Origin of the sequence: Pseudomonas guariconensis (assembly GCF_040822035.1) — a bacterium.
GTDB classification, from domain to species: domain Bacteria; phylum Pseudomonadota; class Gammaproteobacteria; order Pseudomonadales; family Pseudomonadaceae; genus Aquipseudomonas; species Aquipseudomonas guariconensis.
The window spans coordinates 1,063,995-1,077,361 of sequence record NZ_CP162012.1; the positions used below are offsets into that span (position 1 = coordinate 1,063,995).

10 protein-coding genes are annotated in these 13,367 nt (G+C 62.9%); 3 read left to right on the forward strand and 7 right to left on the reverse strand.

The window, feature by feature from the left end; genetic code table 11:
* Positions 1-19 precede the first annotated feature (19 nt).
* Positions 20-1,135 (forward strand): LPS export ABC transporter permease LptF, encoded by a 1,116-nt coding sequence (lptF, locus tag AB1N67_RS04830; protein ID WP_043210715.1) that lies wholly within the window; start codon positions 20-22, stop codon positions 1,133-1,135.
* Positions 1,128-2,189, forward strand: coding sequence for an LPS export ABC transporter permease LptG (gene lptG / locus AB1N67_RS04835; RefSeq protein WP_043210713.1), 1,062 nt, complete (start codon positions 1,128-1,130; stop codon positions 2,187-2,189). The genes lptF and lptG overlap by 8 nt, the downstream gene beginning before the upstream one ends.
* Before the next feature lie 161 nt (positions 2,190-2,350).
* Here the strand turns inward: lptG and AB1N67_RS04840 are convergent, their stop codons facing one another.
* The 6 genes from AB1N67_RS04840 to gcvH all read right to left on the reverse strand — a co-directional run bounded on the left by AB1N67_RS04840 (position 2,351) and on the right by gcvH (position 9,404).
* A complete protein-coding gene (locus AB1N67_RS04840; protein WP_043210711.1) occupies positions 2,351-2,839 on the reverse strand; it encodes an RDD family protein in 489 nt (162 codons plus the stop codon).
* Positions 2,840-2,928: 89 nt separating this feature from the next.
* The gene (locus tag AB1N67_RS04845) at positions 2,929-3,141 is read right to left on the reverse strand and encodes a cold-shock protein (RefSeq protein ID WP_043210709.1); all 213 of its coding nucleotides are present in this window, start codon (positions 3,139-3,141) and stop codon (positions 2,929-2,931) included.
* Between the two features lie 344 nt (positions 3,142-3,485).
* Entirely contained in the window at positions 3,486-4,607 is a 1,122-nt protein-coding gene (gcvT, locus tag AB1N67_RS04850) for a glycine cleavage system aminomethyltransferase GcvT (RefSeq protein WP_367863571.1), read from the reverse strand.
* A 26-nt stretch (positions 4,608-4,633) separates the two neighbouring features.
* Positions 4,634-6,010: an L-serine ammonia-lyase gene (locus AB1N67_RS04855; RefSeq protein ID WP_043210706.1), complete on the reverse strand. Its 1,377-nt coding sequence runs from the start codon at positions 6,008-6,010 to the stop codon at positions 4,634-4,636.
* A 145-nt stretch (positions 6,011-6,155) separates the two neighbouring features.
* Positions 6,156-9,011: an aminomethyl-transferring glycine dehydrogenase gene (gene gcvP, locus AB1N67_RS04860; protein WP_367863572.1), complete on the reverse strand. Its 2,856-nt coding sequence runs from the start codon at positions 9,009-9,011 to the stop codon at positions 6,156-6,158.
* Between the two features lie 9 nt (positions 9,012-9,020).
* Positions 9,021-9,404, reverse strand: coding sequence for a glycine cleavage system protein GcvH (gcvH, locus tag AB1N67_RS04865; RefSeq protein ID WP_250034505.1), 384 nt, complete (start codon positions 9,402-9,404; stop codon positions 9,021-9,023).
* Positions 9,405-9,838: 434 nt separating this feature from the next.
* Between gcvH and chrA the strand changes: the two genes are divergently transcribed.
* The gene (chrA, locus tag AB1N67_RS04870) at positions 9,839-11,209 is read left to right on the forward strand and encodes a chromate efflux transporter (protein WP_043210698.1); all 1,371 of its coding nucleotides are present in this window, start codon (positions 9,839-9,841) and stop codon (positions 11,207-11,209) included.
* Positions 11,210-11,265: 56 nt separating this feature from the next.
* Here the strand turns inward: chrA and AB1N67_RS04875 are convergent, their stop codons facing one another.
* A complete protein-coding gene (locus AB1N67_RS04875) occupies positions 11,266-13,095 on the reverse strand; it encodes a potassium transporter Kup (RefSeq protein ID WP_367863573.1) in 1,830 nt (609 codons plus the stop codon).
* Positions 13,096-13,367: the final 272 nt, after the last annotated feature.

Here is a 13,367-nt window from a genome sequence, read left to right on the forward strand (position 1 = left end):
CAACCCAGGAGTGTCTGGTTTGATCGTCTTTCGTTATCTGTCCCGCGAGGTCCTGGTGACCTTGAGCGCCGTCAGCGCCGTGCTGCTGGTGATCATCATGAGCGGGCGCTTCATCAAGTACCTGGCTCAGGCCGCCCAGGGCGTGCTCGATCCGAGCGTGCTGTTCCTGATCATGGGCTTCCGTTTGCCGGGCTTCCTGCAACTGATCCTGCCCTTGGGCCTGTTCCTCGGCATCCTGCTGGCTTATGGCCGGCTCTACCTCGAAAGCGAGATGACCGTGCTTTCTGCCACTGGCATGAGCCAGCAGCGCCTGCTGGCGCTGACCATGGCGCCGGCCGCGCTGGTCGCCCTGCTGGTGGCCTGGCTGAGCCTGAGCCTGGCGCCCCAGGGCGTTGCCCAGGTGCAGCAGATCATCAACCAGCAGGACGCCCTCACCGAGTTCGATACCCTGGTGCCCGGGCGCTTCCAGACTCTGCGCGATGGCTCGCGGGTGACCTACACCGAGCAGCTGTCGGACGATCGCGTCAATCTGAGTGGTGTGTTCATTTCCGAGAAGCGCTTCAACCAGGACAAGACCAAGGATCGTGCGCCTTCGGTGCTGGTCGCCGAGAAGGGGCACCAGGAAGTGCAGGCCGACGGCAATCGCTACCTGATCCTCGAGAACGGCTATCGCTACGACGGTAACCCCGGCCAGGCCGATTACCGCGCGATCAAGTACGACACCTATGGCGTGTTGCTGCCCAAGCCCGAAGTCAGCGAAGAAGTGACCGAGCGTGAAGCCATCCCGACGTCCGAGCTGTTCGGCAAGGACGGTCTGCGTGAACAGGCCGAGCTGCAATGGCGCCTTTCCCTGCCGCTGCTGGTGTTCATCGTGACGCTGCTGGCGGTGCCGCTGTCCCGGGTCAATCCACGCCAAGGCCGCTTCCTCAAGCTGCTGCCGGCCATTCTTCTGTACATGGCTTATCTGACGATGCTCATTTCCGTACGCGGCGCCTTGGAGAAGGGCAAGATCCCGATCGCCCTGGGCATGTGGTGGGTCCACGGGCTGTTCCTGCTGATCGGCCTGGGCCTGATGTACTGGGAGCCGCTGCAGCTCAAGCGTGCCGCCCGTCGTACGGAGGTGGCCCATGGCTAAACTGGATCGCTATATCGGCCAGAGCGTGCTCCTGGCCATCCTGGCGGTGCTGGGCATCATCCTTGGCCTGGCTTCGCTGTTCGCCTTCATCGACGAGATGAGCGACCTGAGCGATACCTACACCGTGATGGATGCCGGCAGTTTCGTCCTGCTCACCGCGCCGCGCCGGTTGTACGAGATGTTGCCGATGGCTGCGCTGATTGGGTGCCTGATCGGCCTGGGCAGCCTGGCCAGCAGTAGTGAGTTGACCATCATGCGCGCCGCTGGCGTGTCCATCGGCCGTATCGTCTGGGCGGTGATGAAGCCCATGCTGGTGCTGATGTTGGTCGGCCTGCTGATCGGCGAGTACGTGGCGCCAGTCACCGAGAACAAGGCCCAGGCCGAGCGCTCCCTGGCCCAGGGTGGCGGTGATGCGCAGAGCTCCAAGCGCGGCATGTGGCACCGCCAGGGCGAAGAGTTCGTGCATATCAACTCGGTGCAGCCCAACGGCTTGCTGCTGGGGGTGACCCGCTACCGCTTCGACGCCGAGCGACACATCGTGACGTCCAGCTTTGCGCGCCGTGCGCAGTACAACGAGGACCACTGGGTGCTGAGCGACGTGGCCACCACCTACTTCCGTGGCGACCATACCGAAGTGGTTAAGGCGCCGCAGGAGCGCTGGGACGTGTCGGTAACCCCGCAACTGCTCAACACAGTGATCCTGGCGCCGGAATCCCTGTCGATCACCGGTTTGTGGGACTACATTCACTACCTGTCCGACCAGGGCCTGAACAACGCCCGTTACTGGTTGGCCTTCTGGACCAAAGTGCTGCAACCGATGGTGACCGCGGCCCTTGTGCTGATGGCGATCTCCTTCATCTTCGGCCCGCTGCGTTCCGTGACCCTGGGCCAGCGTGTGTTCACCGGTGTACTGGTGGGCTTCGTGTTCCGCATTGGCCAGGACCTGCTCGGCCCTTCCAGTCAGGTGTTCGGCTTCCCGCCGCTGCTGGCGGTAGTGATCCCGGCCGGTATCTGTGCGCTGGCGGGTGTGTGGTTGTTGCGTCGGGCAGGGTAATGGCCCGAGCGACATGAAAAAGCCGACCCTAGGGTCGGCTTTTTTGTGGGTGGCGTTCTGCTTTGGCGGGTAAATCCGCTCCCACAGCTTTTGCAGTCTGCCGGCCGGAGGTGATCCTGCGGGAGCTGGCGAAGCCTGCGGGGGGCGTAGTAGCTACGACATTACGGCTTACGCTTGGGCACACGCACCAGCTGCGTGTCCGAATAGATGTCGTGCCAGCCACGCTTGCGCTTGTCGATCAACGCCCAGAAGAACCCGAGCCCCAGGCATAGCCAGGAAGCGATGGAAACGACAAAGCGCAGCAGCGCCTGCCATAGGCTGATCGCGCTTCCATCGGCGTTCTGCACGCGCACGCCCCACACCTGCATGCCCAGGGTCTGACCGCCGTGGGTCCAGAACTTGGCGAAGAAACCGAAGAGGGCGAACAGCAGCAAGGTCGACAACAGGGGGTCGCCGTCCAAGGCGCCGGCTTCGGTCAGCTCGCGCATGCGGGCTTCGCCGATGATCGACATCTGCACCATCTTGTAGACGCCTGCTGTCACGATCAGCAGGGCGGTACACAGCAGGAAGTCATAGAACATGGCGGCCAGTCGACGGCCCAGGCCAGCCGGGGGGAAGTCACCCTGAGGGGTGAGCAGAGGCTTTGACATGCATGACGCTCCGTATGACGAAGCCGCTATTCTACGGGCAAAAAAAAGCCCCTGCACTTGGCAGGGGCTTTTGGGAGTCTGGATCTCGCTTATGCGATGACCTGAACCTTGTCAGCTTGCATGCCTTTTTGGCCTTGCACGGCTTCGAAGGAGACTTTCTGGCCTTCTTTCAGGCTCTTGAAGCCGTTGCCTTCGATGGCACGGAAGTGCACGAACAGATCCGGACCGCTTTCTGGGGTGATGAAGCCGTAACCTTTCTCGTCATTGAACCACTTGACGGTACCGTTCTGACGCTCAGCCATTGTCTTGTTTCCTATGAAGCTTAATTTTTGATGACAGTTACTTTCATATCTATCCGATATAAAAGATTACCGGGCTGGGTTGCAGGAAAGTAAGAGACGTCGAACGGGTTGTAGCAGATTCAGCTACTGGCCCAGGTCACGAACTGTTGCGACCCATGCAAACACAGTGCAGTGACTCTACGCTAACTCCGCCGACAAAAACAAGCCCTCCAGACCGCCGGAATTCAGGGTTTTTCCGATAACCGACAAAATTGTCGGAAACGGCATGGCGCCTGGGCTGGCGCTATGTTCAAAAGTTATTGGGCAGGTTCGAAAACGAATATGACGAACCTGCCCACAGTCAATCAACCGCGATAGTAACGTTGCGCAACGAAAGGCATTTTGCTGACCTTCAAGGCAACCTGCTTGCCGCGCACTACAGCAAACAATGCGGTATCGAGCGCGGCATGTTCGCTCTCGACATATCCCATGGCGACCGGTGCACCGAGGGTCGGGCCGAAACCACCACTGCACACTTCACCGACGGTGCGTCCGTCTGCGTCGACGATCTGTGCGCCTTCGCGAACCGGGGTGCGCTCCTGCGGCAGCAGGCCAACACGCTTGCGAGCAACACTTTGCCGTTGCTGCTCGAAGATGGCGTGGGCGCCAGGGAAACCACCGGCACGTTCGCCATCGGCGCGGCGTACTTTGGAGATGGCCCACAGCAAGCTGGCCTCCACCGGCGTGGTGCTGGTGTTCATGTCGTGGCCATACAGGCACAGACCAGCTTCCAGGCGCAGCGAGTCACGGGCGCCCAAGCCGATCGGCTGTACCTCGGGCTCGGCCAGCAGTCGGCGGGCCAAGGCTTCGACATTGGCTGCCGGGACCGAGATCTCGTAACCGTCTTCACCGGTGTAGCCCGAGCGGCTGACATAGCAGTCGGCGCCGAGCAAGGTGACAGGGCGGAACTGCATGAACGTCATGCTGGCGACTTCCGGCGCCAGGCGCTCGAGCACCTTGACCGCCGCCGGGCCTTGCAGGGCGAGCAGGGCGCGCTCCTCGAACAGCGGCTCGATCTCGCAGCGGGAGCCGATGTGCTTTTGCAGGTGGGCCAGGTCCTGGTCCTTGCAGGCAGCGTTGACCACCAGGAACAGCTCGTCGTCACCCAGGTTGGCGACCATCAGGTCGTCGAGGATGCCACCTTGCTCGTTGGTGAACATCGCGTAGCGCTGCATGCCTACCGGCAGGTCGATGATGTCCACTGGCACCAGCGATTCCAAGGCCTTGGCCGCATCGCTGCCGCGCAGACGGATCTGCCCCATGTGCGAGACGTCGAACAGACCTGCCTGCTCGCGGGTGTGCAAGTGTTCCTTGAGCACGCCCAGCGGGTACTGCACCGGCATGTCGTAGCCGGCGAACGGCACCATGCGTGCGCCCAGTTCCAGGTGCAGGGCGTGCAAGGGGGTCTTTTGCAGTGTTTCGGACATCGGTGACTCCTCGTTTTTTGTTCGGGTCAACATTCGATGATGTTGACGGCCAGACCACCGCGGGCGGTCTCCTTGTATTTGCTTTTCATGTCTGCGCCGGTCTGGCGCATGGTGCGGATGACCTTGTCGAGCGACACGTAATGTTGCCCATCGCCACGCAAGGCCATGCGTACCGCATTGATCGCCTTGACCGAGCCCATGGCGTTGCGCTCGATGCAGGGCACCTGGACCAGTCCGCCGATCGGATCGCAGGTCAGGCCCAGGTTGTGTTCCATGCCGATTTCGGCAGCGTTCTCGACTTGCTGCGGGGTGCCCCCCATGACCTCGCACAGTGCACCGGCGGCCATGGAGCAAGCCACGCCGACTTCCCCTTGGCAGCCGACTTCGGCGCCGGAGATCGAGGCGTTTTCCTTGTAAAGGATGCCGATGGCGGCGGCGGTGAGCAGAAACCGCACCACCCCGTCCTCGCTGGCGCCGGGCACGAAGCGCATGTAGTAGTGAAGGACCGCAGGGACGATGCCAGCCGCACCGTTGGTGGGCGCCGTGACCACCCGTCCGCCGTAGGCGTTTTCTTCATTGACCGCCAGCGCATAGAGGTTGACCCAGTCGAGCACCGACAAGGCGTCGCGCAGGTTCGCCTCGGGATGCCGGCTGAGCTGGCGGTACAACGCCGGAGCCCGTCGCTTGACCTTCAGCCCACCGGGTAGGATGCCCTCATGACGGCAACCCGCCTCGACGCAGTCCTGCATGACCTGCCAGATATGCAACAGGCGTGCGCGCGTCTGGCCCTCCGGGCGCCAGGCCGCTTCGTTGGCCAGCATCACCTGGCTGATCGACAGGTGCTGCTCGCTGCAGTGGGCGAGCAGTTCCTTGGCCGTGCGGAACGGGTAGGGCAGCACGGTGCTGTCCTCGACGATCCGGTCGTGACCGGCAGCGTCCTCGTCGACCACGAAACCACCACCCACCGAGTAGTACTCCCGGCTACGGATTTGCAATCCGGCTTCATCGAAGGCGCGGAAGATCATGCCGTTGGGGTGGTAGGGCAGGGGTTTGCGGATCATCGCCAGGTGCTGTTTTTCGACGAAGCCGATCTCGTGCTCACCCAGCAGGCGCAGCCGGCCGCTGTCGCGGATCGCCTGCAGTCGCGCGGGAATCGATTCGGTGTCGATGGTGTCTGGATGCTCGCCTTCAAGGCCCAACAGGACAGCCTTGTCGCTGCCATGGCCCTTGCCGGTAGCTCCCAGCGAGCCATACAGCTCGGCCTTGATGCTGTCGGTCTGTGCCAACAGGCCATCACGGCGTAGCCCTTCGGCAAAGCGTGCGGCCGCCCGCATGGGGCCGACCGTGTGGGAGCTGGAGGGGCCGATGCCGATCTTGAACAGGTCGAAAACGCTCAAAGACATGGTGACCTCCTGCCAGATTGATTGGGCGGACGGTGAGCTCTGTGGGAGCAGGTTTACCCGCGAACGCGGCGGTTAAGCCACCCTCGCATGTGCGGATAACCCCGCGCCCACAGGCCGCCACCCAAGTCAGGTGGCGCAAGGGCTATCAGGCGTCCTGGTAGCTCTCGATCGACGGGCACGCGCAGACCAGATTACGGTCGCCGAACACGTTGTCGACCCGACCCACCGGCGGCCAGTACTTGGCCTCCACCAGGCTCGGCAGCGGGTACACCGCCTGCTCACGGCTGTAACCGTGGGCCCACTCGCCGACCAGCTCCGCCGCGGTGTGCGGGGCGTTCTTCAGCGGGTTGTCGTCCTTGTCCAGAGTGCCGTTCTCGACCGCGCGGATTTCCTCACGGATCTGGATCATTGCGTCACAGAAACGGTCCAGTTCTTCCTTGGACTCACTTTCGGTCGGTTCGATCATCAGGGTGCCGGCCACCGGGAAGGACATGGTCGGGGCGTGGAAGCCGAAGTCGATCAGGCGCTTGGCCACGTCGTCGACACTGATGCCGCTGGTGTCCTTGAGCGGGCGAAGGTCCAGGATGCATTCATGGGCGACCAGGCCATTGCCGCCGGTATAGAGGACAGGATAGTGCTCTTCCAGGCGGCGGGCGATGTAGTTGGCATTGAGGATCGCCATCTGCGAGGCGCGTTTGAGGCCCGCGCCGCCCATCATGCGGATATACATCCAGGTGATCGGCAGGATGCTGGCGCTGCCGAACGGTGCGGCGCAGACCGCGCCTTCGGTGTTCTCCAGCGTCGCATGGCCCGGCAGGAACGGCGCCAGGTGCGACTTGACACCGATCGGGCCGACGCCCGGGCCGCCACCACCGTGAGGGATGCAGAAGGTCTTGTGCAGGTTCAGGTGCGAGACGTCGCCGCCGAACTTGCCGGGGGCGCACAGGCCGACCATGGCGTTCATGTTGGCGCCGTCGATGTACACCTGGCCGCCGTTGTCGTGGATGATCGCGCAGATCTCGCCGATCGCTTCCTCGAACACGCCGTGGGTCGACGGGTAGGTGATCATGATCGCGGCGAGGCGGTCACGGTGTTCGATGGCCTTGGCGCGCAGGTCCTCGACATCGACGTTGCCGCGGGCGTCACAGGCGGTGACCACCACGCGCATGCCAGCCATGTGGGCGGTGGCAGGGTTGGTGCCGTGGGCCGAGGAGGGGATCAGGCAGATGTCGCGATGGCCTTCGCCGCGGCTGCGGTGATAGGCGCGGATCGCCAGCAGGCCTGCGTACTCGCCTTGGGAACCGGCGTTCGGCTGCAGCGACACGGCGTCATAGCCGGTGGCGGCGCAGAGCATGGCTTCCAGCTCGGTGGTCATCTGCAGATAGCCCTGGCTCTGCTCGGCAGGCGCGAACGGGTGCAGGTTGCCGAATTCCGCCCAGGTCACCGGGATCATTTCGCTGGCGGCGTTGAGCTTCATGGTGCACGAGCCCAGCGGGATCATGCTGCGGTCCAGCGCCAGGTCCTTGTCGGCCAGGCGGCGCAGGTAGCGCATCAGTTCGGTCTCGCTGTGGTAGCGGTTGAACACCGGATGCTCGAGGATCGCCGACTGGCGCAGCAGTGCGGCCGGCAGGCGCGAGGCAGTGGTGGCGGCCAAGCTGTCGAACGCCGGTACTGCCTTGCCTTCGGCGAACAGGCGCCACAGGGTCTCGACGTCGGCCTGGGTGCTGGTTTCGTCCAGAGACAGGCCCAGATGGGCGGCATCGATCTGGCGCAGGTTGATGCGCTGGGCGCGGGCCAGTTCATGCAGGCGGGCGGTGGCATCACCGGTGGCCAGGGTCAGGGTGTCGAAGTAGGCGCGGGTGACGACCTTGACGCCCAACTGCTCGAACCCGGCGGCCAGGATCGCGGTCAGGGCGTGGGTGCGTTCGGCAATGCGCTTGAGGCCAGCCGGGCCGTGGTACACAGCGAACATGCTGGCGATGTTGGCCAGCAGCACCTGGGCGGTGCAGATGTTGCTGGTGGCCTTTTCGCGGCGGATGTGCTGTTCGCGGGTCTGCATGGCCAGACGCAGGGCTGTCTTGCCGAAACGGTCGATCGAAACGCCCACCAGACGGCCTGGCATGTCGCGCTTGAAGGCGTCGCGGGTAGCGAAGTACGCCGCGTGCGGGCCACCGAAGCCCAGCGGCACACCGAAGCGCTGGGCGCTGCCGATGGCGACGTCGGCGTCGAATTCACCGGGCGGCGTGAGCAGGGTCAGGGCCAGCAGGTCGGCGGCCACGGCCACCAGGGCGTTGGCGCCATGGAAGCGCTGTACCAGCTCGCGGTAGTCGAATACGTCGCCATTGCTGGCTGGGTATTGCAGCAGAGCGCCGAAGAAGCTGCTGACATCGGTCAGTTCACGTTCGTCGCCAACCACCACTTCGATACCCAGCGGTTCAGCACGGGTGCGCAGCACGTCGAGGGTCTGTGGATGGCAATGGCTGGAAGCGAAGAAGGCATGGCCGGTCTTGTTCTTCGACAGGCGCTTGCAGAAGGTCATGGCTTCGGCGGCGGCGGTGGCTTCATCGAGCAGCGAGGCGTTGGCGATCGGCAGACCGGTCAGGTCACTGATCAAGGTCTGGAAATTGAGCAGCGCTTCCAGGCGGCCTTGGGAGATCTCTGGCTGGTAGGGGGTGTAGGCGGTGTACCAGGCCGGGTTTTCCAGCAGGTTGCGCAGGATCGGTGCCGGGGTATGGGTGTTGTAGTAGCCCTGGCCGATGTAGTTCTTGAACAGTTGGTTCTTGCCGGCGATGGCTTTGAGGTCGGCGAGGGCATCGGCCTCGCTCTGGCCGTCGTGGCCGCCGAGCACGCTGGTGCCTTTGATGCTGTCAGGGATGACCGCAGCGGTCATGGCTTGCAGCGACTCGAAGCCCAGGGCGGCGAGCATGGCCTGCTCATCGGCGCTGCGTGGGCCGATGTGGCGAGCGATGAATTCATTGGCGGTGCCGAGGTTGATGGTCATGGCAGGTCCTCAGGCGTCGTCGTTGGCGTTGAGCAGGCGGTCATAGGCGCCTTGGTCGAGCAGGCCACTGATGGCGCTGGCATCGGCGGGGATGAAACGGAAGAACCAGCCTTCGCCCATCGGGTCTTCGTTGACCAGTTCAGGGCTTGCGTCGAGCTGGTCGTTGACTGCGACCACTTCGCCGGACAATGGCATGTAGACGCCGCTGGCGGCTTTCACCGATTCCACGGTGGAGGCTTCTGCGCCTTTGTCGTAGTGCTGCAGTTCCGGCAGTTGCACGAAAACCACATCGCCGAGGGCATTCTGGGCGTAGGCGGTGATGCCCACGGTGACGCTGCCGTCAGCTTCGACGCGCAGCCATTCGTGATCTTCGGTGAAACGCAACTCGCTCATGGGGGATCCTCGCGAAGCAGGGAAGTGGGCACGGTGGTTCCGCGCTCTTGGTTGTAATTCCCGTAGCAATAATGCGGCCAAGTCACTCCAGGCCTTGTAAATCAGGGGGTGAGTCCGAATGTGCGTGCGCTTAGGTCATCTGCCTGTAATGAAATCGCTACGCAGCAGCGACGATTGAAAAGCCTTGTCGGATCAAACCGTTGCGTAGACGGTGTCAACGCGCCGTGTATCGATTTCAATACGTCGTATCGAAATCGATACGGTTGCGGCGGTGTCCTGTTTCCGATCGCGGCTATCCTGTTGATTTTTGTCCGGTCCGGATTAATGTAACGCGACAATTCAGAAGCCTCGATGATCGCCTCGAGCGCGGCTGCGCGCGGATCCCGCCGCACGTCGCCGGAGGGTCTGACGGCGCTCTCATACGAGGAAACCCTATGGTCAAGAGACCCAGCGCGGTAAGCGAACAGTCGGCGTCGCATGCTGCCCGGCAGCCGGTCGGTTGGTTCGAAGCCTTCCTGTTCTGGCTCAAGCTAGGGTTCATCAGCTTTGGCGGGCCGGCTGGACAGATCTCGATCATGCATCAGGAGCTGGTGGAGCGGCGACGCTGGATCAGCGAAAAGCGCTTTTTGCATGCGTTGAACTACTGCATGTTGTTGCCAGGCCCCGAGGCGCAGCAACTGGCCACTTACATCGGTTGGCTGATGCATCGCTCTTGGGGTGGGTTGATCGCTGGCGCCCTGTTCGTGCTGCCTTCGTTGTTCATCCTGATCGGCTTGTCTTGGGTCTACATTGCTTTCGGTGAAGTGCCTGTGGTGGCGGGGATTTTCTACGGCATCAAGCCCGCGGTGACGGCGATCGTCGTGCACGCGGCTCACCGGATCGGCTCGCGTGCGCTCAAGAACGGCTGGCTATGGGCCATGGCTGCGGCGTCATTCGTGGCCATCTTCGCGCTCAACGTGCCGTTCCCGCTGATCGTGCTGGTGGCGGGGATCATCGGCTACCTGGGCGGGCGATTCGCGCCGAGCACGTTCGTGATCGGTGGTGGACATGGCGCGGCCAAGAGCAACCATGGGCCGGCGGTGATCGATGACGATACCCCCACGCCCGCACATGCACGTTTTCAGTGGAAGCATCTGTTGCGCCTGGTTGTGATCGGAGCGGTGCTCTGGACCCTGCCCATGGCGCTTCTGACGCTCTCGTTTGGCTGGAGTGGAACCCTCACGCAGATGGGCTGGTTCTTCACCAAGGCCGCGCTGATGACGTTTGGCGGCGCCTACGCGGTGCTGCCGTACGTCTACCAGGGCGCTGTCGGGCATTATGGTTGGCTCACGCCCACCCAGATGATCGATGGGCTTGCCCTGGGGGAAACCACGCCAGGCCCACTGATCATGGTGGTTGCTTTCGTTGGCTTCATCGGCGGGTATGTGTATCCGATGTTTGGCGCTGAGCACCCGTTTCTCGCCGGAGCAGTGGCGGCGAGCCTGGTCACCTGGTTCACCTTTTTGCCGTCATTTTTGTTCATTCTCGCCGGCGGCCCGGTGGTGGAATCGACGCACAACGAGATCAAGTTCACAGCGCCGCTGACCGGCATCACGGCTGCTGTGGTGGGCGTCATTCTCAACCTGGCGCTGTTCTTCGGTTACCACGTGCTTTGGCCGCAGGGCTTCAGTGGTGCATTCGATTGGCCGTCTGCGCTGATCGCCATCGCTGCGGCCATCGCGCTGTTTCGCTTCAAGCGTGGTGTCATTCAAGTGCTGCTGGCGTGCGCATTGGTAGGGTTGGCGGTGCACTTGCTGCGCACGTGATAGCGGTTGCCGGCCGATGTGTCGTCGGCCGGCTTGGCAGGCTTTGGCCCCTTGCCTCACATCTCGACCTGCGTACCGAGTTCGATCACCCGGTTCAACGGCAACTTGAAGTATCTCAGGTTGCTGTTGGCATTCTTGAGCAAGAAGGCGAACAGGTACTCACGCCACCGGGCCATGCCGATTCGCTTGGTCGCGATGACGGTTTCGCGGCTGAGGAAGTAGGTGGTACGCATGGGGCCGAAATCGAGGCCGTCGCGTTGGCATCCGCCTAGCGCCTTCGGTACGTCCGGCTCCTCCATGAAGCCAAAGTGCAGGGTCACGCGGAAGAAGCCTTCGCCGAAAGCCTCGACCTCGAAGCGTTTGTTGGCGCTGACACGCGGCTCGTCTTCGGACATGACGGTCAACAGGACAACCTGTTCATGCAGCAGCAGGTTGTGCAGCAGCGCATGGGGCACCGCCTCGGCCCTGGCAGTGAGGAACACCGCCGTACCTTGTACCCGATGCGGAGGCTGGAACTGCAGGCTGGCGATGAACAGGTCGAGCGGCAGTGCGCTTTCGTCGAGTCGCTCGACGATGATCCGGCGGCCGCGCTTCCAGGTGGTCATCAGCACGAACAGGGCAACCCCGGCGATGACCGGGAAGGCTCCGCCTTGCAGGATTTTCGGCGCGTTGGCGGAAAAGTACAGGCTGTCGACCAGCAAGAAGCCCAGCAACAAGGGAACGGCCAACCAACGCGGCGCCTTCCACAGCAACAGCACCACCGCCGATGACAGCAGCGTGGTGATCAGCATGGTGCCGGTGACGGCCACGCCATAGGCGGCAGCCAGGGCGCTGGAGGATTCGAAGCCGATCACCAGTAGTACGACGCCGACCATCAGTGCCCAGTTCACCATACCAATGTAGATCTGGCCCTGTTCCTCGCTGGACGTGTGTTGGATGAACATGCGCGGTACATAGCCCAACTGAATCGCCTGGCGGGTGAGGGAAAAGGCGCCGGAAATCACCGCTTGTGAGGCAATGATGGTGGCAAGGGTGGCCAGCCCGACCATCGGCAACAAGGCCCAGCCGGGCGCCAGCAGATAGAACGGGTTGCGCACGGCGTCTGGGTTGCCCAGGATCAACGCGCCCTGCCCGAAGTAGTTCAGCACCAACCCGGGCAACACCAACACAAACCAGGCCCGCGCGATGGGCTTGCGGCCAAAATGCCCCATGTCGGCATAGAGCGCCTCCGCGCCGGTCAATGCCAGTACCACCGCCCCCAGAATGGCGACACCCATGCCCGGGTGGACAACGAAGAACTGCACCGCCCAAGTGGGATTGAGCGCTTGCAATACCTCGGGGCGCTGCGCGATGCCATGAACGCCAAGCGCCCCGAGCACCACGAACCACAGCACCATGATCGGCCCGAAGAGGATGCCGATGCGCGCTGTGCCGTGTCGCTGGATCATGAACAGCGCGACCAGTACCACCACCGAGACGGGCACGACCCAATGCTCGATGCCATCGAAGGCCAGTTGCAGCCCTTCGACCGCCGACAGCACGGAAATCGCTGGAGTGATCATGCTGTCGCCATAGAACAAGGCAGCGCCGAACAGGCCGAGCAACACCAGCACCCGGCTCAGTCGCGCATAAGGCGCCGCGGCCCGGTGCGCCAGCGCCGTCAGGGCCATGATGCCGCCTTCGCCCTGGTTGTCGGCCCGCAGGATGAACAACACGTATTTGATCGAGACGACCCAGATCAACGACCAGAACACTAACGACAGCACGCCCAATACGCCGGCTGCGTTGACCTGGACGCCATAGTGGCCTGAGAAGACTTCTTTGAGGGTGTACAACGGGCTGGTACCGATGTCGCCATACACCACGCCGACTGCGGCAACGAGCATGCCGACGCCTGAGGTTTTGCTGGGAAGGGTTTGATGTGCAGTGGTCGCAGTCTGGCTCACGGATGACTTCTCTGGACGGGCGGGTCGAGAGCGCGTGCCTTCCCTATGCTGCGCGCTTCCCTGGCGCCTGAACGGTCCATGCTGGCGCTACGCAGAGGCGCAACGCCGGCATAGACCGTTCAAGCAGCAAGCGCAGCCAGTATCGTTTCAACTGCTTTTGGTGAGTGTAAAAAGAGCGTAAAAATTGCCGCTGCGACCAGGGCCGTCCTGCT